This is a genomic window from Vibrio spartinae (assembly GCF_024347135.1).
Classification (GTDB): domain Bacteria; phylum Pseudomonadota; class Gammaproteobacteria; order Enterobacterales; family Vibrionaceae; genus Vibrio; species Vibrio spartinae.
In genome coordinates this window covers 2408458-2434829 of record NZ_AP024907.1, presented here as the reverse complement: position 1 = coordinate 2434829, position 26372 = coordinate 2408458, and the positions used below count along the sequence as shown (strand labels likewise).

Annotated in this window: 22 protein-coding genes, 1 pseudogene, 1 riboswitch and 1 other annotated feature; of the genes and pseudogenes, 16 read left to right on the top strand and 7 right to left on the bottom strand. The window is 44.9% G+C overall.

The features are described from left to right. The first annotated feature begins 484 nt into the window (after positions 1–484). Positions 485–1789: an inosine/guanosine kinase gene (locus OCU60_RS10615; RefSeq protein ID WP_074373418.1), complete on the top strand. Its 1305-nt coding sequence runs from the start codon at positions 485–487 to the stop codon at positions 1787–1789. A gap of 142 nt (positions 1790–1931) precedes the next feature. Here OCU60_RS10615 and OCU60_RS10610 read toward each other — a convergent pair whose 3' ends face one another. Then, on the bottom strand, positions 1932–2333 hold the full coding sequence (locus tag OCU60_RS10610; RefSeq protein WP_074373419.1) for an H-NS family histone-like protein: 402 nt from the start codon (positions 2331–2333) through the stop codon (positions 1932–1934). Between the two features lie 354 nt (positions 2334–2687). Then, positions 2688–2872: riboswitch (Lysine riboswitch) on the top strand. A gap of 118 nt (positions 2873–2990) precedes the next feature. Here OCU60_RS10610 and OCU60_RS10605 point away from each other — a divergent pair. The 9 genes from OCU60_RS10605 to hisIE all read left to right on the top strand — a co-directional run bounded on the left by OCU60_RS10605 (position 2991) and on the right by hisIE (position 12084). Beyond that, positions 2991–4577, top strand: coding sequence for a Na+/H+ antiporter NhaC family protein (locus tag OCU60_RS10605; RefSeq protein ID WP_074373420.1), 1587 nt, complete (start codon positions 2991–2993; stop codon positions 4575–4577). 180 nt (positions 4578–4757) lie between these two features. Next, positions 4758–4883 (top strand) — a sequence feature (His leader region). A gap of 79 nt (positions 4884–4962) precedes the next feature. Then, positions 4963–5862 (top strand): ATP phosphoribosyltransferase, encoded by a 900-nt coding sequence (gene hisG / locus OCU60_RS10600; protein ID WP_074373421.1) that lies wholly within the window; start codon positions 4963–4965, stop codon positions 5860–5862. A gap of 5 nt (positions 5863–5867) precedes the next feature. Further along, entirely contained in the window at positions 5868–7166 is a 1299-nt protein-coding gene (hisD, locus tag OCU60_RS10595) for a histidinol dehydrogenase (RefSeq protein WP_074373422.1), read from the top strand. Next, positions 7166–8206: a histidinol-phosphate transaminase gene (gene hisC / locus OCU60_RS10590; protein ID WP_074373423.1), complete on the top strand. Its 1041-nt coding sequence runs from the start codon at positions 7166–7168 to the stop codon at positions 8204–8206. Before hisD ends, hisC begins: the two co-directional genes overlap by 1 nt. Before the next feature lie 49 nt (positions 8207–8255). Further along, positions 8256–9329: a bifunctional histidinol-phosphatase/imidazoleglycerol-phosphate dehydratase HisB gene (gene hisB, locus OCU60_RS10585; RefSeq protein ID WP_074373424.1), complete on the top strand. Its 1074-nt coding sequence runs from the start codon at positions 8256–8258 to the stop codon at positions 9327–9329. Continuing rightward, the gene (gene hisH, locus OCU60_RS10580; RefSeq protein ID WP_074373425.1) at positions 9329–9940 is read left to right on the top strand and encodes an imidazole glycerol phosphate synthase subunit HisH; all 612 of its coding nucleotides are present in this window, start codon (positions 9329–9331) and stop codon (positions 9938–9940) included. The genes hisB and hisH overlap by 1 nt, the downstream gene beginning before the upstream one ends. Positions 9941–9962: 22 nt before the next feature. Further along, positions 9963–10700, top strand: a complete 738-nt coding sequence (hisA, locus tag OCU60_RS10575) for a 1-(5-phosphoribosyl)-5-[(5-phosphoribosylamino)methylideneamino]imidazole-4-carboxamide isomerase (RefSeq protein ID WP_074373426.1) — start codon at positions 9963–9965, stop codon at positions 10698–10700. Beyond that, the gene (hisF, locus tag OCU60_RS10570) at positions 10682–11455 is read left to right on the top strand and encodes an imidazole glycerol phosphate synthase subunit HisF (protein ID WP_074373427.1); all 774 of its coding nucleotides are present in this window, start codon (positions 10682–10684) and stop codon (positions 11453–11455) included. Before hisA ends, hisF begins: the two co-directional genes overlap by 19 nt. After that, positions 11452–12084 (top strand): bifunctional phosphoribosyl-AMP cyclohydrolase/phosphoribosyl-ATP diphosphatase HisIE, encoded by a 633-nt coding sequence (gene hisIE, locus OCU60_RS10565; RefSeq protein ID WP_074373428.1) that lies wholly within the window; start codon positions 11452–11454, stop codon positions 12082–12084. Before hisF ends, hisIE begins: the two co-directional genes overlap by 4 nt. A 29-nt stretch (positions 12085–12113) precedes the next feature. Here the strand turns inward: hisIE and OCU60_RS10560 are convergent. Next, a pseudogene (locus tag OCU60_RS10560) lies at positions 12114–12662 on the bottom strand (pseudouridine synthase); the annotation flags it as partial. A gap of 563 nt (positions 12663–13225) precedes the next feature. Here OCU60_RS10560 and OCU60_RS10555 point away from each other — a divergent pair. After that, the gene (locus tag OCU60_RS10555) at positions 13226–15451 is read left to right on the top strand and encodes an NADP-dependent isocitrate dehydrogenase (protein ID WP_074373430.1); all 2226 of its coding nucleotides are present in this window, start codon (positions 13226–13228) and stop codon (positions 15449–15451) included. A gap of 128 nt (positions 15452–15579) precedes the next feature. On the opposite strand, the gene cspD is transcribed toward OCU60_RS10555, so the two are convergent. Next, positions 15580–15807 carry a cold shock domain-containing protein CspD gene (gene cspD, locus OCU60_RS10550; protein ID WP_074373431.1) on the bottom strand — a complete coding sequence of 76 codons (228 nt, stop codon included), beginning with the start codon at positions 15805–15807 and terminating at the stop codon, positions 15580–15582. Positions 15808–16260: 453 nt separating this feature from the next. Here cspD and clpS point away from each other — a divergent pair, with 453 nt between their 5' ends. Together clpS and clpA are read left to right on the top strand one after the other, a co-directional pair. Next, positions 16261–16581 (top strand): ATP-dependent Clp protease adapter ClpS, encoded by a 321-nt coding sequence (gene clpS, locus OCU60_RS10545; RefSeq protein WP_074373432.1) that lies wholly within the window; start codon positions 16261–16263, stop codon positions 16579–16581. 40 nt (positions 16582–16621) lie between these two features. Continuing rightward, a complete protein-coding gene (gene clpA, locus OCU60_RS10540) occupies positions 16622–18889 on the top strand; it encodes an ATP-dependent Clp protease ATP-binding subunit ClpA (RefSeq protein ID WP_074373433.1) in 2268 nt (755 codons plus the stop codon). Between the two features lie 71 nt (positions 18890–18960). On the opposite strand, the gene infA is transcribed toward clpA, so the two are convergent. The 3 genes from infA to aat form a co-directional block, all read right to left on the bottom strand. Beyond that, positions 18961–19179: a translation initiation factor IF-1 gene (infA, locus tag OCU60_RS10535; RefSeq protein ID WP_005600159.1), complete on the bottom strand. Its 219-nt coding sequence runs from the start codon at positions 19177–19179 to the stop codon at positions 18961–18963. Between the two features lie 80 nt (positions 19180–19259). Next, positions 19260–19946, bottom strand: a complete 687-nt coding sequence (locus tag OCU60_RS10530; RefSeq protein ID WP_074373434.1) for an arginyltransferase — start codon at positions 19944–19946, stop codon at positions 19260–19262. A 9-nt stretch (positions 19947–19955) separates the two neighbouring features. Next, the gene (gene aat / locus OCU60_RS10525) at positions 19956–20675 is read right to left on the bottom strand and encodes a leucyl/phenylalanyl-tRNA--protein transferase (RefSeq protein WP_074373435.1); all 720 of its coding nucleotides are present in this window, start codon (positions 20673–20675) and stop codon (positions 19956–19958) included. Positions 20676–20703: 28 nt separating this feature from the next. On the opposite strand from aat, the gene OCU60_RS10520 reads away from it, so the two are divergent. Both OCU60_RS10520 and aroA read left to right on the top strand, forming a co-directional pair. Next, on the top strand, positions 20704–21159 hold the full coding sequence (locus OCU60_RS10520) for an outer membrane lipoprotein (RefSeq protein WP_074373436.1): 456 nt from the start codon (positions 20704–20706) through the stop codon (positions 21157–21159). Positions 21160–21311: 152 nt separating this feature from the next. Beyond that, the gene (gene aroA, locus OCU60_RS10515; protein WP_074373437.1) at positions 21312–22607 is read left to right on the top strand and encodes a 3-phosphoshikimate 1-carboxyvinyltransferase; all 1296 of its coding nucleotides are present in this window, start codon (positions 21312–21314) and stop codon (positions 22605–22607) included. Positions 22608–22701: 94 nt separating this feature from the next. Here aroA and OCU60_RS10510 read toward each other — a convergent pair whose 3' ends face one another. Continuing rightward, positions 22702–22968, bottom strand: a complete 267-nt coding sequence (locus tag OCU60_RS10510) for a YciN family protein (protein ID WP_074373438.1) — start codon at positions 22966–22968, stop codon at positions 22702–22704. A gap of 433 nt (positions 22969–23401) precedes the next feature. Here OCU60_RS10510 and topA point away from each other — a divergent pair, with 433 nt between their 5' ends. Continuing rightward, positions 23402–26032, top strand: a complete 2631-nt coding sequence (gene topA / locus OCU60_RS10505; RefSeq protein WP_074373439.1) for a type I DNA topoisomerase — start codon at positions 23402–23404, stop codon at positions 26030–26032. The last annotated feature ends 340 nt before the right edge of the window (positions 26033–26372 follow it).

Genomic DNA, 26372 nt, shown 5'->3' with positions numbered 1-26372 from the left:
TGGGATGAATTGAAGTCAGATGGTGATAGGGAAATCGTCAATATTTTATAGAAATAAAGATGACTAACGTATTGAGATATAACATGTGATTTTTTGTAAGAATTCTTGTCGTTTTCGTGTGGGTCGATATTTTTTAGTTACAAAAAAAGAGAGATAAAAATAGTTATCGAATGCGTACGAAATATATGTGATTGTTATAAAAATAGTTGTTTAGAACAAGTATGATGCTTTGATATTTAGTATGCATTGATGATTTGTTTGTCAAGTTTATCTTTGGCGAGAAATACTGAAAAATTTGGAACGGAGATAATAGTTTTATAAAATTAATTTTTATTGCATCTATATTCAGGCGCTAGATTTCATATGTTGTTATCAAAGGGATCTTAATTTTTGATGTGAAATCGATTACTGTTGTTCGAGCCATTGCCGAGGACTATATTGGCGGCTAAACTTATGCGGTCTTTTAATTCACGATAATATAAATATGAAGTTTCCCGGCCAGCGCAAGTCAAAACATTATTTTCCTGTCGATGAGCGAGATCTACTCATTCTAAGAAGCTCTCAACGAAAAACATCCCCCCATACCCACGTTATTGGTATTGACCAAATACTTGTTGATATTGAAGCGACGGTTGATGATGATTTAATTCAACGCTATGGGTTAAGTATCGGACATTCTTTAGTTATTCAGGATGAAACCGCTGAGTTACTTTATTCTGAGTTGGTTGAAAAGCATTTGATTACGAATGAATATGCTGGTGGCACAATCGGTAATACCTTGCATAACTATTCTGTATTGGCCGATGACCGTTCTACCTTATTAGGTGTGATGTGCAAGAATATTGGGATCGGTAGTTATGGGTATCGCTATTTGTGTAATACGTCCAGTCGAGTCGACTTGAATCATTTACAGGGGATTGATGGCGCGATTGGGCGTTGCTTTACATTGGTCACTTCAAGTGGTGAACGGACTTTTGCCATTAGCGAAGGTCAGATGAATCATCTCCGGGCAGAAAGCATTCCGGAGTATATTTTTCAATCGGCATCTGCTTTAGTTTTAACGTCATACTTGATCCGTTGTCAACCGGGGGATCCGATGCCCCAGGCGACGATGAAGGCAATAGAATATGCGAAGAAATATCATATTCCAGTGGTATTAACGCTCGGGACCAAACATGTCATCGAGCAGGATCCAGCCTTTTGGCAAGACTTCTTAAAGCAGCATGTCACGGTCGTTGCGATGAATGAAGATGAAGGCCACGCTTTAACCGGAGAAACCGATCCGTTGATGGCTGCAAATAAAGCCCTTGAATGGGTGGATTTGGTGTTGTGTACCGCAGGTCCGCTCGGTTTATTTATGGCTGGATACACAGAAGAAGACGCTAAACGTCAAACTAGCTTGCCTTTATTACCAGGTCGTATTCCTGAGTTTAATCGCTACGAATTTAGTCGGCCAATGATGAAGCAGAGTTGTACTCATCCGGTCAAAGTGTACTCACATATTGCACCTTATATGGGGGGACCTGAAGTGATTCAAAATACCAATGGTGCCGGGGATGCTGCATTATCTGCTTTATTACATGACATGGCGGCAAACCGATATCATAAAATGAATGTACCGAATTCAATTAAACATCAATATGATGCTATTACTTATTCATCGTTCTCCCAAGTGTGTAAGTATTCTAATCGGGCAAGCTATGAAGTTTTAACTCAACATTCACCGAGATTATCGAAAGGTTTACCGGAAAGAGAAGATAGTCTGGAAGAAGCATATTGGGAACGATAACAGAAATAATTTAGTGCGATAATGTTGTTAAATAATTTCGCAAAAAAATTATTGGCTTAGCACAAAGGTTCATATAATTCTCCTGAGTGTGAAACAATTAAAAAGGCTCCATAAGGAGCCTTTTATTTTTTCGTTTCTGGAATTAGAGTGAAAAATCATCCAGAGATTTGCCTTCATCAAGGGCTTTTTGAATTACAGATGGTGTACGGCCTTGACCTGTCCAGGTTTTTTCTGCACCGTTTTCATCGATATATTTATATTTCGCTGGGCGTGGTGCACGTTTACCTTTTGTCTTACCTTCGGTGGAAAGTGCAGAAATTAACGCGTCTACATCGATACCATCTTGTGCAATTTGTTCAGCAATTTGAGCCAGTTTTTCTTCTTGCTTTTCTCTTTCTGCTTGTTCTTTTTCTTCTGACTCTCTACGCTCTTCAACGACAGAGGTCAGTTTTTCTAAAGCTTCTTCTAACTGAACGAGTGTTAAATTACGTGCATAGGCACGTAAACTACGAATATTCAGTAGAGTTTTAGTTAGTTCCGACATTTTGTTATTCCCACAACTTTATTTAAACACAATGTAATAATAAACGTAGATATTTATTATGACAACATTAGTGAACTAATAATATATAAAAAAATTGGCAGAATCGTAAATTATTGTAAATGCTTGTGTCAAATTATCATTAATTACGATGAATATCATATATGAGCTTGATTTGTTAGCTTGAGTTAGTGATTGAGATTAATACGATGCGATTGATTGGTCTTTTGGTTTTTTTGGTTTAAAGAAAGGACAAACCTATTGCAAATGGTTCAGGTATTCGTACAATGGGCGCGTTCTAATTCGGTCATTAACATATACTGCCGTTACTTTGTCAAAATGGTAGTACATTGTGCTAGTCCGTGTAGAGGTGCAATCAAGATCAGTAAATCAAGCTAGGGTGATACCTATAATCTGGATTGAAAGGCTTTTTTGCCGAAGTGAACGTGTCTATCAGAGGCCGTTTGCTGGGGTTGTTCTCGAATAGGGGCAACACTGCCATAGTCTATTTATTTGTATAACTATGGAGCGCTACTGTAGGACTGGGTGAAACTAGATTGCTTTTCACTTAGTTCATCTTTGAATGACATAAACAGCTTATTCATATTATGACAATGCAGTAGGTCTCTTACCATATTAAATCATTGGTTATTGAAGATCATGACATTAGTTGATTTCTCCTCCTCCTTAATATCTCTTGTTCCGCCGATTGTTGCTTTGGGTATGGCGATCCTAACCAGACGAGTGCTGCTTTCTTTAGGCGTTGGCATTTTGTTAGGTGCTTTCCTGTTGAACGGCTATTCTCTGTTTTCTTCACTGGATTATATTCAAGGCAAAGTTTATACGCTGGTCATTGAAGATGGTGCAATAAACAGTTGGAACATGAGTATCATCGGCTTTCTCCTCCTGTTGGGGATGATGACCGCAATGTTGACGCTTTCTGGTGGTACACGTGCATTTGCATTGTGGGCGGATCAGAAAGTGAAGGGCAATAAAGGTGCACAACTGCTGGCTGCTTTTTTGGGCGTTTTTATTTTTGTCGATGACTATTTTAATAGTCTGGCAGTCGGCTCGATTTCTCGTCCGGTGACTGACCGGTTCGGTGTTTCACGCGCAAAACTCGCGTATATTCTTGATTCAACCGCAGCACCCATGTGTATTATCATGCCCGCTTCTAGCTGGGGTGCATATATTATGACCATTATCGGTGGAATTTTAGTGTCCCACGGTATGACCGAATATACACCGTTGAATGCATATATTGAGTTGATTCCGATGAATTTTTACGCCATCTTTGCCTTAGTTATGGTGTTCGCGATGATCGTTTTTCAATTAGATATCGGCCCGATGAAGCATCATGAGCATCGTGTGACATCCGGAATCGGGCGTAATGATCAGGCGGCAGAACTCAAAGATGAGCTCGATATTCAAGAAAGTGAATCGGGGCGAGTTCGTGACTTGATTGTGCCGATTATGGCATTGGTCATTGCGACCGTTGGCGCGATGATCTTTACCGGTGGGCAGTCGCTGACTGCTGCTGGTGAAACATTTAGTATTTTAGGGGCGTTTGAAAATACGGATGTGGGGATGTCTTTGATCGACGGTGGGTTGGTCGGGCTATTGATGGCGTTGTTTTCGGTATTGAGACAACGAATGCCGCTGGGTACTATCCTGAGAACGTTGCTGATTGGTATGAAGTCGATGTTCGGTGCAATCTTAGTGCTGTTTTTTGCATGGACGATTGGGGCGGTGATTAAAGACATGCAAACAGGGATCTACCTTTCGTCGATGACGCAAGGCAACATCCCGGTACACTGGTTACCGGCCATTCTGTTCGTGTTGTCAGGTCTCATGGCATTCGCGACCGGCACATCATGGGGAACGTTTGGCATCATGCTACCGATTGCCGGGGATATCGCTGGTGCAACCGAACTGGCACTGATGATGCCAATGTTAGCTGCGGTGCTCGCAGGTTCTGTTTTTGGTGATCACTGTTCTCCGATTTCTGATACCACGATCTTGTCGTCCACCGGGGCGCGGTGTAAACATATTGATCATGTTTCGACCCAGCTCCCTTATGCGTTATTAGTGGCGCTCATCTCGTTGATTGGTTATATCGTTTTAGGGCTGAGTGATTCTGTTGGCTTATCACTGCTGGTTACATTTGCTGTGTTTGTTGTTATCTGCTTTGGTCTACGTATACGTATACGACAGCAATCTCAAGAGAAGCGCTCTGAGCATGCCTGATCATGATTCGGTCTTATCAGGTGTGATATTTGTCTTATGAAGATTATTTGCATAAAAAGTCAAAAGAGGGGTTGCAAAACCCCTCAAGCTTGTATAGTGTGAAGAAAACTTGATAGGCAAGTTAAAGACTTTTCCAAGTATGCGCGGTTTTATTATGAAAAACAGTTTCGTTACGAACATTCATCACCATCATCATCCCTAAGTTATCTTTCGGGAGGTGAGCGCATACCCGGGAGATAAAATTCTCCCGGAGGTGAAATGAAAAATTCAATGAACCCTCGGGAGTAATTCCGAGGGTTTTTTTATATGCTTTACATCAAGAAACAGCGGACATCCGAAAGCGGAATGGATATTGAAAAGAACAATGATTGACAAGGAATTATTTATGCAAGCACAACAACGCCTGAGAATTGCAGTCCAAAAAAAAGGTCGCCTGAGTAAGGAATGTATGGCACTCCTGAAACAGTGTGGTGTGAAGTTTAATGTGATGGGGGAACAGTTGGTCGTCCACTCATTAAATATGCCGATTGATCTACTGTTAGTTCGTGATGACGATATCCCGGGATTAATTATGGATGGGGTCGTCGATTTGGGATTCGTGGGTGAAAACGTACTCGAAGAAGTCCGTTTGGATCGTCTGGCGTTGAATGAACCGAATGAGTTCGTTTCTTTAAGACGTCTGGAGTTCGGTGGATGTCGCCTGTCGATTGCGATTGATAAAGACAAGAGTTACAACGGCCCGCAAGATTTGAATGGGATGAGAATTGCGACGACGTATCCTCATCTGCTGAAAGCTTATATGGATCGTCAGGATATTCCATTTACCACCTGCATGTTGACAGGCTCGGTTGAAGTTGCACCGAGAGCGGGGCTTGCTGACGCGATCGCTGATTTAGTGTCAACAGGGGCAACACTGGAAGCCAATGGTCTCAAAGAAGTTGAAGTGATTTTTCAGTCTAAAGCGACTCTGATTCAGCGTCGTGGTGATTTTGCCGCCGATAAGGCTGCTCTGATCGACAAACTCCTGACTCGAATGCATGGTGTTCAGCAGGCGAAAGAATCGAAATATATCATGCTCCATGCCCCCGCAGAGAAACTGACAGAGATTAAGCAATTACTGCCTGGAGCGGAAGACCCAACAGTATTACCGTTATCAGCGGATAAATCAAAAGTTGCGGTGCATTTGGTGAGTACAGAGAACCTGTTCTGGGAAACGATGGAGCAGTTGAAAGCCTTGGGAGCCAGTTCGATTCTGGTTTTGCCGATTGAAAAAATGATGGAGTGATCATAATGAGAACGGTTGTATGGCAATCTTTAGACAAGGACCAGCAAGCTTCGATTTTGGAGCGTCCAGCGATGATTGAAGGTGCAAATGTCACGGCTGCTGTTGCTGCGGTGATTGAGCAAGTTCGCCAGAGTGGTGATCAGGCACTTCAAGCGTTGACTGAGAAGTTTGATCATGTGCGCCCGGAGAATATACGAGTCTCAACAGAGGAAATTCAAGCCGCTTCAGCGCGTCTTTCCGAAGAAATGAAACAGGCGCTTGATCAGGCTTACACGAATATTGCGAAATTTCATAAAGCACAAATCCCTCAACCGATTCAAGTTGAAACGATGCCCGGGGTTGTCTGTGAACAGATAACACGCTCTATTAATACCGTCGGTTTATATATTCCCGGTGGTAGTGCGCCTCTGCCTTCAACGGTTTTAATGCTCGGCGTACCGGCTCGGATTGCCGGTTGTCGGAAGGTTGTCTTGTGCTCGCCTCCGCCGATTGCTGATGAAATTCTGTATGTGGCTAAGTTGTGTCAGATCGATGAAGTTTATAACGTCGGGGGCGGGCAAGCGATTGCAGCGATGGCTTACGGTACCGAGTCTGTCGCCAAAGTCGATAAGATTTTTGGCCCGGGTAATGCGTATGTTACCGAAGCCAAACGTCAGGTTAGTAATGATTTTCGCGGGGCAGCGATTGACATGCCTGCTGGCCCTTCTGAAGTGATGGTGATTGCCGATGAGACGGCTAACCCAGAGTTTATTGCTGCTGATTTACTCAGTCAGGCCGAGCATGGCCCCGATTCTCAAGTTGTTCTGGTGACACCATCACCGATTATCGCTGATCAGGTCACCGATGCTGTGAAATCCCAACTCAGTGTTTTGTCTCGTGCGGCTACGGCGGAAAAGGCACTGGCATCTAGTCTGGTGATTATTTCCGAATCGATGACGCAGGCGGTCTCTATTTCTAATATCTATGGCCCGGAACATTTGATTGTCCAAACGAAAAATCCACGAGAACTGTTGCCATTATTCGACAATGCCGGCTCAGTCTTTTTAGGTAGCTGGTCACCAGAGTCTGCCGGTGATTATGCCTCCGGAACTAATCACGTTTTGCCGACTTATGGTTACACCAGAACCTATTCCAGTCTTGGACTGGCTGACTTTAGTAAGCGCATGACGGTTCAGGAATTGTCAGCCGATGGACTGCGTAAGCTGGCACCGACAGTCGTGACAATGGCAGAAGCCGAAGGATTGGATGCACACAAACGTGCCGTGACTATTCGGATTGAACAATTAAATCAGGCGGAATCGTAATGGAAAAACTGGCGAGACAACAGGTTCAAAAATTAACACCTTATCTCTCCGCTCGACGAATCGGTGGTAGTGGTGATGTGTGGCTCAATGCAAATGAATCCCCTTTTGATAATTCGTACCCACTGAATTTGTCCGGATTGAATCGTTATCCTTCCTGTCAGCCTGAAGGGATGATCACCGCTTATGCATCTTATGCTGGTGTTCAGTCGAATCAGGTTTTGACAACGCGCGGCGCAGATGAAGGCATTGAGCTGATTATCCGAGCGTTTTGTGAGCCGAATGAAGATGCGATTCTTTACTGTCCGCCAACTTACGGCATGTATGCCATCAGTGCTGAGACGATTGGTGTTGCAAGCAAAGTGGTGCCGCTGACATCTGATTGGCAGCTGGATCTACCTACCATCGAAGCCAACTTAGATGGCGTCAAGGTCGTGTTTGTCTGTAGCCCGAACAACCCGACCGGTAATTTAGTCGAGCGGGAAGACATAGTGGCACTGCTGGAGCTGACCAAAGACCGCGCCATTGTGGTCATGGATGAGGCTTACATTGATTTTTGTCCGCAAGCATCGACGGTCGATTTGTTGGCTCAGTATCAGCATCTCGCTATTTTGCGCACACTGTCGAAGGCATTTGCGTTGGCGGGTTTACGTTGTGGGTATACATTGGCCAATGCTGAATTAATCCAAGTGTTACTGAAAGTCATTGCGCCTTATCCTGTGCCATATCCAGTCTCTGAAATTGCTCAGCAAGCGCTTTCAGAAAGTGGTTTGGCCCGGATGAAATATCAGGCCTTGGAAATTAATACCAACCGCGCTTACTTACAGGCAGGGCTTTCGGTCATTCCCGGGGTGACGGTTTTCGATGGGTGGGGAAATTATCTGTTGGTTGCATTTCCTGATGGCGATGCCTTATTTCAAGCGGCATGGAATAACGGGATTATTTTACGCAATTCACCGATTGAAAGCTGTGTCCGGATAAGTGCCGGCAGCCGGGAAGAGTGCGAAAAAACCTTAGCATTTATTCGTCGCTTTTATCAGTAATGGATGTATCAATCATGCACGGTTTGACTGCGAACAAAAGGATGACGCTGTGAGCAAACAACAAAAGATTTTATTTATTGATCGGGATGGCACGTTAATCGTTGAGCCACCGATTGATTTTCAGGTGGATCGCCTCGATAAACTGAAGCTGGAACCGGATGTGATTCCCAGTCTATTGTCACTCCAAAATGCCGGATATCGTTTGGTGATGGTGACCAACCAAGATGGTCTCGGAACGGAGAGTTACCCTCAAGCAGATTTTGACGCCCCACACCAGATGATGATGGATATTTTTACATCACAAGGGGTGACGTTTGATGATGTCCTGATCTGCCCGCATTTTGAAGCGGATAACTGTACCTGTCGTAAGCCGAAACTCGGCTTGGTCAAACAGTATTTACAAGAAGGGCGGGTTGATTTTCAGCATTCCGCGGTGATCGGTGATCGTGCCACTGACCTGCAATTAGCCGAGAATATGGCGATTCGCGGCATTCAGTACAACCCACAAACCATGGGATGGAAAGCCATTGTCAAGCAATTGACCACCGCGCCCAGAACGGCAGAAGTGGTCCGTCGAACAAAAGAGACAGATATTGCGATTACCGTCAATCTGGATGAATCGGGTGACAATCAAATCGCAACCGGGCTCGGCTTCTTCGATCATATGCTCGATCAGATTGCCACGCATGGAGGATTCAGTCTCTCGGCTCAGGTGCAAGGTGATCTGCATATCGACGACCATCATACGGTGGAAGATACCGCATTAGCTTTAGGACAAGCGCTCAAAGAAGCGCTGGGAGAAAAGCGTGGTATCGGTCGTTTCGGCTTTACGCTGCCAATGGATGAGTGTCTGGCACAATGTGCTCTGGATCTGTCCGGTCGCCCTTATTTTAAATTTGACGCCCAGTTCGCACGCGAGCAAGTCGGAGACTTTTCAACGGAAATGACTTACCACTTCTTCCGCTCGCTGACCGATACACTGGCTTGTACACTGCATCTTTCTTCCGTTGGTGACAATGATCATCATATTATCGAGAGCCTGTTTAAAGTGTTCGGCCGGACACTTCGTCAGGCGATCAAAGTGGAAGGGGATGAATTACCCAGCAGTAAAGGAGTCTTGTAATGACGAAGGGAAAAGTTGTCATTATTGATACGGGGTGTGCCAATGTGTCGTCCGTCCGGTTTGCTGTCGAACGACTCGGTTATTCGGTTACGATTTCCAAGCAACCGGAAGTGGTGTTCGCTGCGGATAAACTATTTCTGCCCGGTGTTGGTACTGCGAAAGAAGCCATGAAAAATCTCAGAGAACGAGATTTGATCGGTTTAGTCAAACAGGTCGATAAACCAGTATTAGGTATCTGTCTGGGCATGCAATTACTAGGCAAACTTTCTGAAGAACAAGTGATGGATAGCCGTGATACGGTCGAATGTCTTGGTCTCTGTGACGGGATAGTGAAACGGATGGACAGCGGTTCGTTGCCGTTGCCACATATGGGATGGAATACCGTGACCGCCATGGATAATCCACTATTTAAAGGGATTGAAAGCGGCCATCATTTCTATTTTGTTCATAGCTATGCGATGCCGATAGGGGACTATACCATTGCCGAGTGTGATTATGGTCAGCCATTCAGTGCTGCCATTCAGAGTGGCAATTATTACGGTGTTCAGTTCCATCCTGAACGTTCCAGTAAAGCCGGTGCAAAATTGATTCAGAACTTCTTAGAACTCTGAGAAGCAGACAAGGGATATTGTTGTGATTATACCTGCATTAGATTTGATTGACGGTCAGGTTGTCCGCCTGTTTCAGGGAGATTATGGACAAGTGACCGAATATAAAGTTGATCCGGTTGAGCAATTCAATCGTTATCATCAGGCCGGTGCTGACTGGTTGCATCTTGTCGATCTGACCGGTGCAAAAGATACGGCCGCTCGTCAGTTAGACTTGATTGCCCGTTTACTGGCCGGAACCCCGGCAAATATTCAGATCGGTGGCGGGGTGCGAACGGAGCAAGACGTTGTTGATCTGCTTCAGGCTGGCGCGCAACGGGTTGTGGTGGGGTCTACTGCTGTGAAGCAACCTGAAATGGTCAAAACGTGGATGGACAAGTACGGCCCGGAAAAAATTGTTCTGGCACTGGATATTAATATTGATACCTCGGGGCAGCGTCGGGTGGCGATCTCGGGGTGGCAGGAAGATTCCGGGGTCACGATTGAAGCCTTAATTGAAGACTATCTGACCGTCGGTTTGAAACACGTCTTGTGTACCGATATTTCACGAGATGGCACATTGAGTGGTTCGAACGTCGATTTGTATGTTGACCTTTGTCGTCAATATCCGCAAATCGCATTTCAATCGTCAGGGGGCATCGGTTCTCTGGACGATATTCAAGCGTTGAAAGGTTCTGGCGTGGCAGGTGTGATTGTTGGTCGGGCACTATTAGATGGGAAATTTACCGCAGAGGAGGCATTTGCATGTTGGCAAAGCGAATAATCCCTTGTCTTGATGTCAGAGATGGTCAGGTGGTGAAGGGCGTACAGTTCCGTAATCACGAGATTATCGGTGATATTGTTCCTCTGGCACAGCGTTATGCTGAAGAAGGGGCCGATGAACTGGTCTTTTATGATATTACGGCCTCCAGTGATGGCCGCGTTGTGGATAAAAGTTGGGTGCAGCGGGTTTCCGAAGTCATCGATATACCGTTTTGTGTTGCCGGGGGGATTCAATCCACAGAAGATGCTGCCCGTATTCTTGAGTTTGGTGCGGATAAGGTATCGATCAACTCTCCGGCATTAGCCAATCCACAGTTGATTACAACCCTCGCGGATCGGTTTGGTGTCCAGTGTATTGTGGTCGGGATCGATTCCTATTTTGATCAGCAAACCGGTAAATATCAGGTTTATCAGTTTACCGGAGATGAGCATCGAACCAAAGCAACCCAATGGGAAACCAAAGATTGGGTGCAGGAAGTCCAGCAACGCGGAGCCGGTGAGATTGTCTTGAATATGATGAATCAGGATGGGGTTCGTCAGGGATATGATCTTCAGCAACTAAACATGGTGCGTGAAGTCTGTGACGTTCCTTTGATTGCTTCCGGTGGTGCGGGTGAGATGGTGCATTTTGCCCAAGCATTTTTACAGACTAATGTTGACGGTGCATTAGCAGCGTCGGTATTCCACAAACAGATAATTCATATTGCTGAACTAAAACAGTATTTGAAGTCAGAAGGGATCGAGGTGAGATTATGAGTTGTAGCGAAACACTGGCATCCCTTTCAAAGCGGATTGATTGGGATAAAGTTGAGGGGTTGATTCCTGCGATCATACAGGATTTTAAATCGGCTCAGGTGTTGATGATGGGATATATGAATGCATCAGCACTGGAAAAAACCTTGTTGACTGAACAGGTTACCTTTTTTTCGCGGACGAAACAGCGTTTGTGGACCAAAGGCGAAACCTCCGGCAATGTATTACAGTTGAAAAATATTGCGCTGGACTGTGACAATGACACATTGCTGGTGAAAGTCGATCCGATCGGGCCGACTTGCCACACCGGGGCAACCAGTTGTTGGGATGCTGATCAGCAAGAAGAGTCACAAATGGTGTGGCTTCACCAACTGGAGCAGCTTTTGGGTGAGCGTAAACAAGCCGATCCTGCGTCTTCCTACACAGCCAGCTTGTACGCTCGTGGCACCAAGCGTATTTCGCAAAAAGTGGGTGAAGAGGGCGTTGAAGTCGCGCTTGCAGCGACGTCGGGTGATAAGGCGGAGCTAGTCTGCGAATCTGCTGATCTCATCTATCACCTATTGGTCTTGTTGCAAGATCAGGGGTTATCGATGAACGATGTGATCGATAAACTCAAAGAGCGCCATCGATAACCAGATTGGGGCTCAAAGGAATCAGCACTTTAAAAGGTGCTGATTTCTTGCCATTCTCCCAGTTGCAAAGTACCTAACGTCATGTCGCCAATTGAATAGCGAATCAGCCGCAAGGTTGGGTAGCCAATATGAGCCGTCATCCGTCGAACCTGACGGTTTCGCCCTTCAATAATGGTAATCGATAGCCAAGTCGTCGGAATGGCAGCACGGAACCGGACCGGTGGTGTGCGAGGCCATATTTGAGGTTCAGGGATGATTTCGACAATGGCAGGCAGTGTCGGACCATCTTTGAGCGTCACGCCACGCCTGAGTCGTTCAAGATCTGACTCTTTCGGTGCCCCTTCAACCTGAACCCAGTAAGTTTTGGGCGATTTTGACTGCGGTTGTGTCAGTTTGGCCTGTAACTGACCATCATTGGTTAACACCATCAAACCTTCACTATCTCGATCCAGACGACCTGCAGCATAGATATCTTTGATCGGAATAAAATCAGCCAGTGTTTGGCGGCCGTCACTGTCGGTAAACTGGCTCAATGTATCATAGGGTTTATTGAACAAAATGACTTTTCTCTCTTCAGGCGTAGAAAGGGACCGTGATTTTTTCTGGCTTGATGGTTTGGCACGATGGGACGAACGCTGAGAAAGTTTTGCGTTTTTTGACCGCTGATGAGTGGAGCGACGCAACGATGAGGGATTGCGTGACGGGAAAGACATGTTAACTTCCTTGCAAATTTGTAAATGAACTGTATTTCTGAGTTTTCACAATGTTGAGTTTAAGCTATTATTTGCGCGCTCTGATACGATAATGAAGTGTGGATAATAGACTATTTCTTCAGTTTCGTTTAATTATACTCAATCAGCCTGTCATTCGATAGGCCGTAATATACCCGGATTGCTTCTGGTACGATGATGCTCAGCAAGTCGTACAGAGTGAACAGAAAAACACCACACGATGCTCCGAAGTCGTTTGGGTATGGCAATCATTCACTCACAAATCTGTATCGAATATTTGCGAAGGGCTTTTGATACAGTATGAGTGATTCATGAAGAGTGGCCTGAACAATCACTCAGGTCATCTCAGATATTCACATAACTAACTGCCACAATCACATGGGGTTGTTAAGAACAGATAGGGAAAGTTCATGCCTACAGACAAACCTACTATTATTTATACTATTACGGACGAAGCACCCGCTCTTGCAACTTATTCTTTATTGCCCATTATCAAATCTTTTACCGCATCGTCAGGGATCGAGGTTGAAACACGGGATATTTCACTGGCTGGTCGTATTATCGCTAATTTCCCTGAATGCCTGACAGAAGAACAGCGTATTGGCGATGCTTTAAGTGAGCTGGGTGATTTGGCTCAAATGCCAGAAGCTAACATTATCAAGTTACCTAACATTTCAGCGTCGATTCCTCAGCTGAGAGCTGCAATCAAAGAATTACAGGAAAAAGGGTATAACCTGCCGGATTATCCTGCTGAACCAAGCAATGATGCAGAAGCGGCCGTGAAAGCGACATATGATAAAATCAAAGGCAGTGCAGTTAACCCTGTATTGCGTGAAGGTAACTCTGATCGTCGGGCGCCTTTGTCTGTGAAAAACTATGCGAAGAAAAACCCACACTCAATGGGTGCATGGTCAGCCGATTCAAAATCACATGTCACCTCGATGGAAGCACAGGATTTCTTTGGTACTGAAACATCGCTGACGATTCAGGGTGACACTGAAGTCACGATTGAGTTTGTTGCACAAGATGGTCAGACCAAGGTCCTGAAAAAGTCGTTAGCGCTGCTTGATAAAGAGATCATCGATACTTCGATCATGAGTAAGAAAGCCTTGAATGTATTTTTTGAGCAAGAGATCGAAGCTGCAAAAGCACAAGATGTTCTGTTCTCTTTGCATATGAAAGCCACCATGATGAAAGTCTCTGACCCAGTGATTTTTGGGGAAGCGGTGAAGGTTTTCTATAAAGACGTTTTTGCCAAATATGGTGAGTTGTTCGAGCAGTTAGGTGTGGATGTCAACAACGGTCTGGGCGATGTTTACGCGAAAATTCAGTCACTGCCGGCAGAACAGAAAGCTGAGATTGAAGCCAGTATTCAGGCCGTTTACCAGAATCGTCCTGAATTAGCGATGGTTGATTCTGATCGGGGCATCACCAACTTGCATGTACCTAGTGATGTGATTGTTGATGCATCAATGCCTGCGATGATCCGCGCTTCCGGACAGATGTGGGGACCAGATGGTCAGCAGAAAGATACCAAAGCCGTGATTCCGGATCGTTGTTATGCCGGTGTTTATCAGACGGTGATTGATTTCTGTAAAGAACACGGTGCATTTGACCCTTCTACCATGGGCAGTGTACCAAACGTTGGTCTGATGGCTCAAAAAGCGGAAGAGTACGGTTCACATGACAAAACATTTGTCATCGATAACGATGGTGTTGTCCGCGTGGTTGATCGGGCTGGCCACACACTGTTGGAACAAACGGTTGAGGCCGGTGATATCTTCCGGATGTGTCAGGTCAAAGATGCACCGATTCAAGATTGGGTCAAACTGGCGGTTACACGTGCGAGTTTATCCCAGACACCAGCAATTTTCTGGTTGGATCCAGAGCGTGCTCATGACGCTGAGTTGATTAAGAAAGTTGAGCAATACTTACTGGACCATGATACCAGCGGTCTGGATATTAGAATCATGTCACCAGTAGACGCGACCGAGTTCACCCTCGCACGGATGAAGGACGGTCAAGATACAATTTCTGTGACAGGGAATGTACTGCGTGATTATCTGACGGATCTGTTCCCGATTTTGGAGTTGGGCACTTCGGCAAAAATGCTGTCTATCGTTCCGCTGATGAACGGTGGCGGCTTGTTTGAAACAGGCGCGGGTGGTTCAGCACCGAAACATGTTCAACAAGTACAGAAAGAAAACCACCTACGCTGGGATTCGCTGGGCGAATTTTTGGCATTGGCGGCATCGTTAGAGCACCTTAGCGTGACGATGAACAACAATAAAGCTCAGGTTCTTGCCGATGCATTGGATAAAGCAACCGGTGTTTTCCTTGATGAAAACAGATCACCTTCACGTAAAGTTGGTGAACTGGATAACCGGGGCAGTCACTATTATCTGGCAAAATATTGGGCTGAAGCGCTGGCTACACAGTCTGATGATGCTGATCTTGCTGCTGAGTTTGCACCAATTGCACAGCAGTTGTCGGCTGAGGAAGATAAAATTGTTGCTGAGTTAAATCAGGTTCAGGGTGTTGCCGGAGATATAGGCGGATACTACCTGCCTGATTTTAGTAAGGCTGTTCAAGTTATGCGTCCAAGCCAAACGTTGAACACCATTATTAGTCAGTAAACGTAATGATTAGTCAGTAAACGTGTTGTCGGTCAATATGCCTAATTGACCGACACACATAAATAACGAAACCCGCCTTTGGCGGGTTTATTACAACCATGTATAGACATGTTTGGCAGCGACAATGTTTACTTGGCTTGTTGAGCCTCGATTGGTACAACGGAGCTAGCGTGGAAGCCTTTTGGTCCTTGTTCAATCTCATATGAAACTTGTTGACCTGCTTTTAAGGTACGATAGCCATCCATCTGGATCGTTGAGTAGTGAGCAAAAATGTCACCTTCTCCTTCTCCTCCTTCAGAGCAGATAAAACCAAATCCCTTGGCGTTATTGAACCATTTTACTTTACCGGTAGCCATGCTTTACATCCCTCATGCATTTTTTTTACTGATGTTGTCGACAAGAAAACGTTACTGTTTTTTACAATTTTGTTTTCACTGCTGTGATCTTTAATTCAGCGCTGCTGCCAAATTAACCAGTCACTAATTGACCAATTTAAACAATCATCAGTGACAGTCAATAGAAAAAGTGTGTAAACATCGACATCTTTGCAACAAATTGCGTTATTGTTTACATTTCTATAACTACAATAAGCAGACATCTGTCGTGAAAAAGTAGTTGGCATCGATATCGTAATTCGAATTAGCAATCTTTTATTTGCAGCGATACAATTGGTGCATTAGTCTCTAAGTATGAGATGTTTTCGCTTCGGCGCTCGGAACTTCATATCAGTTGGCTAAGAAACATAGTTCTATTGCTAGAAGCCTAAATATAATTAATCTAAATGGAAAACTCTCTGATTCACAACCGTTATGAGTAAAAATTTTGAATGGGTGGCTCCAGACTCAGATTTACTGGAGAAAGAAAAAACAGCAGTGAAGCCCCCGTCTATGTATAACGTGATTCTGATGAATGACGACTATACACCGATGGATTTCGTAATTGAGATTCTGGAGCGTTTTTTCGCGATGGATATTGATCAAGCGACTCAAGTTATGCTGAAGGTGCATTACGAAGGGAAGGCGATTTGTGGGACGTATACTGCTGAGGTTGCTGAGATGAAAGTGGCACAAGTGTCACTGTATTCAAAGAAACATGAACACCCATTGCTTTGTATCATGGAGCGAGCTTAGTACTTGCCGAACAACAAGGTTGTTCCTTAAGGGGGTCCCAATGCTTAACAAAGAACTAGAATCTAGTTTGAACAATGCTTTTGCCCGAGCGCGGGATAAAAGGCATGAGTATATGACTGTCGAGCATTTGTTGCTTGCATTGTTAGAGAATGGAGCGGCGAAAGAAGCACTCATCGCTTGTCGAGCGGATCTGGATGCTTTGCGTTCAGAGTTGGATGTGTTTATCGACAAAACTACACCCCTGATTCCGGAAAATGACGAAACGCGGGAAACACAGCCAACCCTGAGTTTTCAGCGGGTATTACAACGTGCGGTATTTCATGTTCAGTCTTCTGGACGAAATGAAGTCACTGGTGCGAATGTTCTGGTTGCAATTTTTAGTGAACAAGAATCTCAGGCAGCGTATCTGCTGAAAAAACACGATATTAGCCGTTTGGATATCGTCAATTACATTTCTCATGGTATTACCAAAACATCAGGAGCCAGTGATGAATCTGCACCTGATTCTTTTGGTGCAGACAGCACAGAAGATACACCTTCTGAAGAACGTCTCGAAAACTTTGCGAACAACCTGAACCAGTTAGCAAAAAATGGTCAAATTGATCCATTGATTGGACGGGACTACGAACTGGAACGGACTGTACAGGTCTTATGCCGTCGTCGTAAGAATAACCCACTACTGGTTGGTGAAGCTGGTGTTGGTAAAACGGCAATTGCCGAAGGGCTTGCCTGGCGAATTGTCGAAGGACAGGTTCCCGAAATTATCAAAGACAGTGTGATCTATTCACTGGATATCGGTTCCTTGCTGGCCGGAACAAAATACCGAGGTGATTTTGAAAAACGCTTCAAAAATATCCTGAAACAGCTGGAAAAAGAAAAAGACGCGATTCTGTTCATTGATGAGATTCACACCATCATTGGTGCTGGTGCAGCGTCGGGCGGACAGGTTGATGCCGCGAATTTAATTAAGCCACTTTTGAGTAGCGGTAAGTTACGTTGCATCGGATCTACCACCTATCAGGAATATAGTAATATTTTTGAAAAAGAGCGTGCGCTTTCTCGTCGTTTCCAAAAAATTGATATTGCGGAGCCATCGTTGGATGACACCACGAAGATTTTGATGGGACTGAAATCGAAATATGAAGCTCACCATGAAGTGCGTTATACCAATAAAGCACTTCGGGCTGCGGTTGAGTTGTCAGCGAAATATATCAACGAACGCCACTTACCTGATAAAGCGATTGATGTGATTGATGAAGCGGGTGCAAGAGCGCGTTTGGTGCCTGCAAGTCGGCGTAAGAAAACTGTTGGTGTCTCGGACATCGAAACAATGGTTGCTAAAATGGCTCGAATTCCTGAGAAATCATTGTCTTCTTCTGATAAAGATGTTTTACAAAGCCTCGATCAGAAAATGAAGATGTTGGTATTCGGGCAGGATAATGCGATTGACGCACTGAGTGAAGCGATCAAATTGTCGCGAGCTGGGTTAGGTGCCGAAAACAAACCCGTCGGTTCATTCCTGTTTGCCGGCCCGACTGGTGTCGGTAAAACTGAAGTGACCATCCAGCTTGCGAAGTTGATGGGGATTGAACTACTGCGGTTTGATATGTCTGAATATGGTGAGCGTCACTCAGTCAGCCGCTTAATCGGTGCTCCTCCGGGTTATGTCGGATACGATCAAGGGGGATTATTGACGGATGCTGTGATCAAACATCCTCATGCGGTGGTCTTGCTTGATGAGATTGAGAAAGCGCATCCAGATATCTTTAACCTGTTATTGCAAGTGATGGATAATGGTACTCTGACGGATAACAATGGACGCAAAGCGGACTTCCGCAATATCATTATGGTCATGACGACCAATGCCGGTGTTGCAGAAACCGTGAAGAAATCAATTGGTTTGATTCAGCAGGATCACAGCCATGATGCCATGTCTGAGATTAAGAAGGTCTTCAGTCCAGAGTTCAGAAACCGTTTAGATAATATTATCTGGTTTAATGCACTGGATGAGCGAGTCATTCATCAGGTTGTTGATAAATTTGTGGTTGAATTACAAGCTCAACTGGATGCACGCGGTGTATCGCTGGAGGTTTCTGAAGAAGCGAGACACTGGCTGGCACAGAAAGGTTACGATAAAGAGATGGGCGCACGTCCGATGGGACGAGTCATTCAGGAAAAACTGAAAAAACCACTGGCAAACGAATTACTGTTCGGTGCTTTAGTGGATGGTGGTACCGTGAAAGTTTCTCTGAAAGATGACGAGCCTGTGTTTGAGTACATCGGAGCAAAAGAAGCCGCAGTTCATTAATCATTTGTGGATTGAGGTGATAAAAAACGGAGCATTTTGCTCCGTTTTCTTTTGGCAGACTACTTGAGGGATTAACGGGCGCGGAAGACGATACGGCCTTTAGATAAGTCGTAAGGTGTCATTTCAACCGTGACTTTGTCTCCGGTAAGAATACGAATGTAGTTCTTACGCATTTTTCCTGAAATATGTGCAGTAACGACGTGGCCGTTTTCCAGTTCAACCCGGAACATTGTGTTAGGTAATGTATCAAGAACCGTTCCTTGCAGCTCAATTACGTCTTCTTTAGCCATTTAAATCCTCTTCAAAATGTGGCGAAAAATCCGGCATATATTTTGCCGTCATCTCTGAAAATAGTAAAGTTGCGCGTATTCTACCCTTGCCAACGTTGATTTACTAGCCTTTGATGCGGTTGAAAGCGTGTTTTATAATTCATTGCCGGACATTCATCGATCTGATAACCCAGATAGAGCCAAGTTTTTTGCTGTTGATGGCAATATTGAGCCTGCAACAGGACAGCCAGTGTCCCCAGTGAAAGCTTCTCATCAGGGTCATAAAACGTGTAGAAAGCGCTTGCGCTTTGCGGCAAGAGATCAGTGACGGCAATCGCAACAAGTTGTTCTGCCTTATAAATATGCAGGTAAACTGTCTTGAGCCAACTACAGGAAGAAAACTGGGCGAAATCTTCTCGGTTGGGGGGATACATGGAGCCATGATGGTGACGCTGGTTGATGTAGCGTTTGTATAGAGAGTACCAGTCTGGATCCAGACTTTCTTTGACTTCCCAGTGAAACTGATTCGACTTATTTAAGAGGCGTTTTTGACTTCTGCTGAGATCAAATGCGGTGATCGACACTCGAATCGCCTGACACAGCTGGCAGTTATCACAATGAGGTTTATAGATTGTATCACCACTTCTTCTGAATCCGTTGGCGAGTAACATTTCATACTGGGTAGGTGTATGTAGATCTCCATCCATAGCAATCGCGACACGCTCTTGCCGGTCCGGTAAGTAGCTGCATGAATGACTATGGCTTAATCCAATTCGTATATTTTGCATAAAATTCGATCAGTCTGCTGATAGGCCCAATGATATCCACTGTGGTGAATAACAGCTGGGATCTATCTCTTTATATTTAAGTTTGGATAATGTTTTTATAAATTGGTCACGCTCAAACTCTTCAGCACCCAAAGATGCCAAATGGGAATTCATGACCTGGCAATCGATAAGTTGCCCGCCATGCCGGGAAAAATGCCGACAGAAGGCCCATAACCCGATTTTAGAGGCGTTGGTTTTCAAACTGAACATGGACTCACCGCAAAAGAGCTGTCCGATTTGAATCCCATATAAACCACCAATAATTTCTGAATCCTGCCAGACTTCAATTGAGTGACAGTAGCCTAAGCGAGACAGCCGTTGGTAAGCCGCTTTCATTTCAGGCGTTAGCCAAGTCTCTGCGGGGGCGCGTGTATCCGCACATAATTCTATGATTTTATCAGTACACTGATTCATACTGATGGCATAGCTCGCTTTTCTCTGAAATTTACGGAGACTTTTGGCTGGTTTAAATGTCTTAGGTGAGATAATAGCTCTTGGGGAAGGGCTCCACCACAGAATCGGTTCCCCGGGGCTATACCAGGGAAAGATGCCAGAACGGTATGCAGCAAGAAGCCGATCCGGATGGAGATCGCCACCAAAGGCCAGCAACCCGTTTGGATCGTCTAGTGCTTGATTGAGCGGTGGGAATGAGTATTCATCCATGGCTAGTTCTGGGAGATAGATTGTCATATCAATTCAGTTCATCGGAGATCTATTTATGCGCTTGTTAATCCTGATCTTATTTGTTTTTCCTCTGATTGCAAATGCTGCTTATGAAAGAAATGTTGCGCGTCCAGTGAATCAAGTCGTTTTTGGTCAGATTGAGTCGGTCCGTTATTTTTCTCAGACAGAAGTGGTCCACGCTCGTGCCAATGGTTGGGAAACCTTCATCGGTGCCGTCGCTGGTGGTATCATTGGCCACCAATTTGGTGATGGACACGGTCAGTCATTGGCGACGATTGTGGGCTCGATTGCTGGTGGCGGTATTGCCCGGCATCATGCGAATCGCTCTTATCAAAGAGAGGATAAGGCGGTTGAATTATTGATCAAAGTTGAAGGGAAACGGTATATCGATGTGATTCAGGAGGTCGATCCCAATATGATTTTTACTCAGGATGAGCGGGTTCGTATTCTTTACTTTGATGATGGCGTTCGCGTCGATAAAGTCTATTAAGCTCAGAAGGCCGATTCTAACAAGGTGTCTTTTCTATGAATTGATGTTTTTGAGACTAGTTTTCACTCAGGAATTTCGATAGTCTCACTATACGAAAAATTTTCACTGCTCATCAACATAAACACGAGTGGTGCAAGGAAAACAATCTTTAGATGGAAAGCCTTACATTACAACCGATCAAAAGTATTCAGGGTGAAGTCAATTTACCCGGTTCAAAAAGTGTATCCAACCGAGCGCTACTTTTAGCCGCTTTAGCTAAAGGGACGACGCGTCTGACCAATCTGCTCGATAGTGATGACATCCGCCATATGTTGAATGCATTGAAATCACTAGGGGTATCCTATCGTCTTTCTGAGGATAAAACAGTTTGTGAAGTGGATGGACTGGGCCATGCCTTCCAATCAGAAAGTGATGTTCTGGAACTGTTTCTCGGTAATGCCGGTACAGCGATGCGCCCTTTAGCAGCGGCTTTGTGTCTGGGGACCGGCTCTTATACGCTGACCGGTGAACCGCGGATGAAAGAGCGGCCGATTGGCCATTTGGTCGATGCACTACGTCAGGCGGGTGCGGATATTCAGTATCTGGAGAATGAAAATTTTCCGCCACTACGGATTCGTGGTACGGGGCTGAAAGGTGGGACCGTTCGTATTGACGGGTCTATTTCCAGCCAGTTTCTGACGGCCTTTCTTATGTCTGCACCGTTGGCTGACAGTGAAACACGTATTGAGATTGTTGGTGAATTAGTCTCTAAACCCTATATCGATATTACGCTGCACACGATGGCTACATTTGGTGTCTCCGTCACCAATAACGATTATCGCGAGTTTATCATTCAGGGTGAGCAGTCCTATGTATCGCCCGGTGATTTTCTTGTTGAAGGCGATGCTTCGTCGGCCTCTTATTTTCTTGCCGCTGCTGCGATTCAAGGTGGCTCGGTGAAAGTCACTGGGATTGGTAAAAATAGTATTCAGGGTGATATTCACTTTGCTGATGCACTAGAAAAAATGGGCGCTAAAATTGAGTGGGGAGATGACTATATCTGTGCTCACCGTGGTACGTTACAGGCTGTCGATATGGATTTCAATCATATTCCTGATGCAGCAATGACGATCGCCACCACGGCGTTGTTTGCTGAAGGTACGACTGCCATTCGTAATGTGTATAACTGGCGAGTGAAAGAAACTGACCGTCTGACTGCGATGGCAACGGAACTCCGTAAAGTCGGTGCTCAGGTTGAAGAAGGGGAAGACTATATCATGATTACCCCACCAGCGGTTTTGCAACATGCGGCAATTGATACCTATGATGACCATCGTATGGCAATGTGCTTTTCACTGGTTGCTTTGAGTGAGACACCGGTGACGATTAATGATCCGGGGTGTACGTCGAAGACTTTTCCTGATTATTTTGACCGTTTGCAAGGCTTAAGTTGTTCGCATAATGCGTAATAACGGATGACAGAGCGCAGTCAATCGCATCAGGATATCAAAATATGCCGCTTACCTGACGTAAGTGGCATAAATCAATGATATGAATGCGCTTCTATCGTGTTGCGCTGGCCTCACCCTGAAGCGTAAATTCTTTAGACAGTTGATGCGCTAAATATTTGAACATATTAAATACTGCGGTTGTTTTTGTCGTCGGTAAGCCTTGTTCATCGAGAAAATAGTTGCCTTTAAATACCAGTACACCGTCTTTTTCTGCAACGGACTCTGCACGCATCCCTTCAATGTAATGTTCATGTTCCTGAATCAATTGATTGGCAATCATTAGTAGATCTGAAGTGGAAATGGCTTTTTTATCGTTCATTCGTACCTCCTTTCATCCAAGTCGGCCCATTTTATACCGAAATGGCGCTGATATGCAGTTTTTGTGAGGAAGGGCTCGTTCAGAAGGCAGAATTACGGTCGCTATCATGGCTTATTCTGTGACTTATCCCATAGAACGGTGGATTTTTTTCGAGAGATGTCGAGAGTCCATTTAGTATACGCAGGCAGTTTGAGATAGCCGTTTGAGAATGTGCACCAGCATGCAAGGCGGTTTCCTGAGTGAGATTACCTGAGTGTATATCTGAGTTTTAGACTAAGCTAAAATTCGATTCGGACAATTGTCGAGCAATTAAGTATCAATTTGCAAAAACAGGTTGATCTTCTTGTTATCTCGCTCGATAGTAAAAAGAAGTCTAATTTTGAGTGTAATTGCGACCAAGTTCGCATTTGGATTAAGGACATTTGAGTCAATTATGGGTAAATCACTGGTTATAGTGGAGTCTCCAGCCAAAGCTAAAACGATTAATAAATATCTTGGCCGAGACTATATTGTGAAGTCTAGTGTCGGTCATGTCCGAGATCTTCCTACCTCTGGTCAAGCAAGTTCAACCAAAAAATCAACACCCGTTTCAACGAAACATTTAAGTGCAGAAGAGAAAGAACGTTTAAAAAAAGAAAAAGAACGCAATGCACTGATTAAAAAAATGGGGGTTGATCCTTATCATGATTGGGAAGCGAATTATCAGGTGCTTCCGGGTAAGGAAAAAGTCGTTTCTGAACTTCAGAAGTTAGCAAAAGATGCTGACTGCGTTTACCTCGCAACGGATTTGGACCGCGAGGGGGAAGCAATAGCATGGCATCTACGCGAAATTATCGGTGGAGAAGAAGACCGCTACAAACGCGTTGTCTTTAATGAAATCACCAAGAATGCGATCCAGCAGGCCTTCCATGAGCCCGGTGAACTGAATATGGATGGTGTGAATGCTCAGCAGGCACGTCGTTTTATGGATCGTGTTGTGGGGTTCATGGTTTCTCCGCTGTTGTGGAAGAAAGTTGCTCGTGGCTTGTCTGCGGGTCGGGTTCAGTCCGTGGCAGTCAAGCTACTGGTTGAAAAAGAGCGAGAAATTAAGGCATTTGTGCCGGAAGAGTTTTGGGATATCCATGCTGATACTCAAACCCCGCATGGCAAAGACTTGCGCTTGCTCGTCGCACAGAAAGATGGTGTGGCATTTAAGCCATTGAATGAGCAGGATGCAAAAACAGCGGTTCGCGTGCTTGAGTCGGCACAATATGAAGTGTGTAAGCGGGAAGACCGCCCCACATCGAGCAAACCTTCTGCACCATTTATTACCTCGACATTGCAACAAGCGGCAAGTACGCGTTTGGGATATGGTGTGAAGAAAACCATGATGCTCGCGCAGCGTTTGTACGAAGCGGGTTATATCACTTATATGCGGACGGATTCGACGAATCTGAGTTCCGAAGCTGTTGATGCGGTTCGGGATTATGTGCAGACAAATTTCGGGGAAGCATATTTACCCGATGGTCCCAATGTGTATGGCAGTAAAGCGGGGGCGCAAGAGGCCCATGAGGCGATTCGTCCTTCAGATGTCAATGTGTTAGCGGATACGCTGGAAGGGATGGAAGCCGATGCACATAAACTATACACATTAATCTGGAATCAGTTTGTTGCTTGTCAGATGACGCCAGCACGCTATGATTCAACCACAATTAGTGTGAAAGCGGCTGAATATACCCTCAAAGCGAAAGGGCGTATTCTGAAGTTTGATGGTTGGACTCGTGTTCAGAGACCGATGGGTAAGAATGAAGATCAAATTCTGCCAGGTGTGCAAATTGGAGAAACGCTATCTTTAGACGCATTGGATCCGAAGCAACACTTTACCAAACCACCAGCAAGATATACCGAAGCCGCGCTTGTAAAAGAGCTTGAGAAACGCGGGATTGGTCGTCCATCGACTTATGCGTCGATTATCTCCACAATCCAAGATCGCGGCTACGCAAAAATTGAGCAACGGCGTTTCTATGCTGAAAAAATGGGTGAGATTGTCACTGATCGTTTAGATGATAGTTTCAATGACCTGATGAACTATGATTTTACTGCCCGAATGGAAGAGAAGCTGGATCAGGTTGCCGAAGGGAATGTGAAATGGAAAGGTGTTCTTGATAATTTCTTCAGTGATTTTTCCGTCTCTCTGGGACTAGCAGAGAAGCAGGAAGAAGATGGTGGTATGAAGCCGAATCATATCGTTCTGACGGATATCGAGTGTCCGACATGCTCTCGGCCGATGGGGATTCGTACCGCGTCCACTGGGGTATTCCTCGGATGTTCTGGATATGCTTTACCACCAAAAGAACGTTGTAAGACGACGATTAATTTGGGGGATGAGGATGGGGTGATTAATGTCCTTGAAGAGGATGTTGAAACTGCGGCCTTGCGGGCAAAGAAACGTTGTCCTATTTGTGAAACTGCCATGGATGCTTATCTGATTGATGATAAGCGAAAATTACATGTCTGTGGTAACAACCCGAATTGTGACGGTTATATCGTCGAACATGGTGAATTTAAGGTTAAAGGATATGATGGGCCCGTTGTCGAGTGTGACAAGTGTGGCGCAGATATGGTGCTGAAAAATGGTCGTTTCGGCAAATATATGGGATGTACCAATGAGTCGTGTAAAAATACCCGAAAAATTCTGAAAAATGGTGAGGTTGCCCCACCGAAGGAAGAACCGGTTCATTTCCCAGAGTTACCCTGTGAGAAATCGGATGCTTATTTTGTCTTGCGTGATGGCGCATCCGGACTGTTTATGGCTGCCAGTAACTTCCCGAAATCGAGAGAAACTCGGGCACCGCTAGTTGAAGAATTTGTGCGTTTTGAAGAACGAATTCCTGATAAGTTTAAGTATTTGGCTTCTGCGCCAACCCATGACCCTGATGGGGCTCCCGCCGTTATTCGGTTTAGCCGTAAATCGAAAGAGCATTATGTGCGTACGGAGGTTGACGGCAAACCCACCGGCTGGACTGTTCTGTATGTCGATGGTCAGTGGCAGGTCACAGATAAGAGAAAAAAAGCAAAATCATAATGAACTAAGGCAGCAATTCGCTGCCTTTTTTATATTATCACTTATGTATTTTTGGGAAGTATCGGGAGCGGGTAGGGAGGCTTAGTCATGTTCTCATACGAATCCCTTGTTCTGCACCGTAGCATGATGCTCATAATATTCTTACTTTTTTTACTTTCTGTGAACTCGCTTGGGAGTTGGAAACGCTAACCGATAGGTGCTTCACTAGTTTGATGTTTCAGTTTTGTATTCTGTGATAATCCCGATAAGTTATAAACAACGTGTTGCATCATTTTTTTGTGACATTAAAGAAAGAGTAAGTACCGACCTATGGCACTAGGTTGTAGCAAATTATAAAAGG

What these genes read in the sequence shown, in the direction of transcription:
- cspD (WP_074373431.1), bottom strand. Translation starts at nt 15,807, where the DNA reads ATGGCTACCGGTAAAGTAAAATGGTTCAATAACGCCAAGGGATTTGGT.
- clpS (WP_074373432.1), top strand. Translation starts at nt 16,261, where the DNA reads ATGAGTAAAAATTTTGAATGGGTGGCTCCAGACTCAGATTTACTGGAG.
- OCU60_RS10530 (WP_074373434.1), bottom strand. Translation starts at nt 19,946, where the DNA reads ATGCAAAATATACGAATTGGATTAAGCCATAGTCATTCATGCAGCTAC.
- hisIE (WP_074373428.1), top strand. Translation starts at nt 11,452, where the DNA reads ATGAGTTGTAGCGAAACACTGGCATCCCTTTCAAAGCGGATTGATTGG.
- OCU60_RS10520 (WP_074373436.1), top strand. Translation starts at nt 20,704, where the DNA reads ATGCGCTTGTTAATCCTGATCTTATTTGTTTTTCCTCTGATTGCAAAT.
- OCU60_RS10615 (WP_074373418.1), top strand. Translation starts at nt 485, where the DNA reads ATGAAGTTTCCCGGCCAGCGCAAGTCAAAACATTATTTTCCTGTCGAT.
- clpA (WP_074373433.1), top strand. Translation starts at nt 16,622, where the DNA reads ATGCTTAACAAAGAACTAGAATCTAGTTTGAACAATGCTTTTGCCCGA.
- hisC (WP_074373423.1), top strand. Translation starts at nt 7,166, where the DNA reads ATGGAAAAACTGGCGAGACAACAGGTTCAAAAATTAACACCTTATCTC.
- aroA (WP_074373437.1), top strand. Translation starts at nt 21,312, where the DNA reads ATGGAAAGCCTTACATTACAACCGATCAAAAGTATTCAGGGTGAAGTC.
- hisF (WP_074373427.1), top strand. Translation starts at nt 10,682, where the DNA reads ATGTTGGCAAAGCGAATAATCCCTTGTCTTGATGTCAGAGATGGTCAG.
- OCU60_RS10555 (WP_074373430.1), top strand. Translation starts at nt 13,226, where the DNA reads ATGCCTACAGACAAACCTACTATTATTTATACTATTACGGACGAAGCA.
- hisH (WP_074373425.1), top strand. Translation starts at nt 9,329, where the DNA reads ATGACGAAGGGAAAAGTTGTCATTATTGATACGGGGTGTGCCAATGTG.
- topA (WP_074373439.1), top strand. Translation starts at nt 23,402, where the DNA reads ATGGGTAAATCACTGGTTATAGTGGAGTCTCCAGCCAAAGCTAAAACG.
- infA (WP_005600159.1), bottom strand. Translation starts at nt 19,179, where the DNA reads ATGGCTAAAGAAGACGTAATTGAGCTGCAAGGAACGGTTCTTGATACA.
- OCU60_RS10605 (WP_074373420.1), top strand. Translation starts at nt 2,991, where the DNA reads ATGACATTAGTTGATTTCTCCTCCTCCTTAATATCTCTTGTTCCGCCG.
- hisD (WP_074373422.1), top strand. Translation starts at nt 5,868, where the DNA reads ATGAGAACGGTTGTATGGCAATCTTTAGACAAGGACCAGCAAGCTTCG.
- OCU60_RS10510 (WP_074373438.1), bottom strand. Translation starts at nt 22,968, where the DNA reads ATGAACGATAAAAAAGCCATTTCCACTTCAGATCTACTAATGATTGCC.
- aat (WP_074373435.1), bottom strand. Translation starts at nt 20,675, where the DNA reads ATGACAATCTATCTCCCAGAACTAGCCATGGATGAATACTCATTCCCA.
- hisG (WP_074373421.1), top strand. Translation starts at nt 4,963, where the DNA reads ATGCAAGCACAACAACGCCTGAGAATTGCAGTCCAAAAAAAAGGTCGC.
- OCU60_RS10610 (WP_074373419.1), bottom strand. Translation starts at nt 2,333, where the DNA reads ATGTCGGAACTAACTAAAACTCTACTGAATATTCGTAGTTTACGTGCC.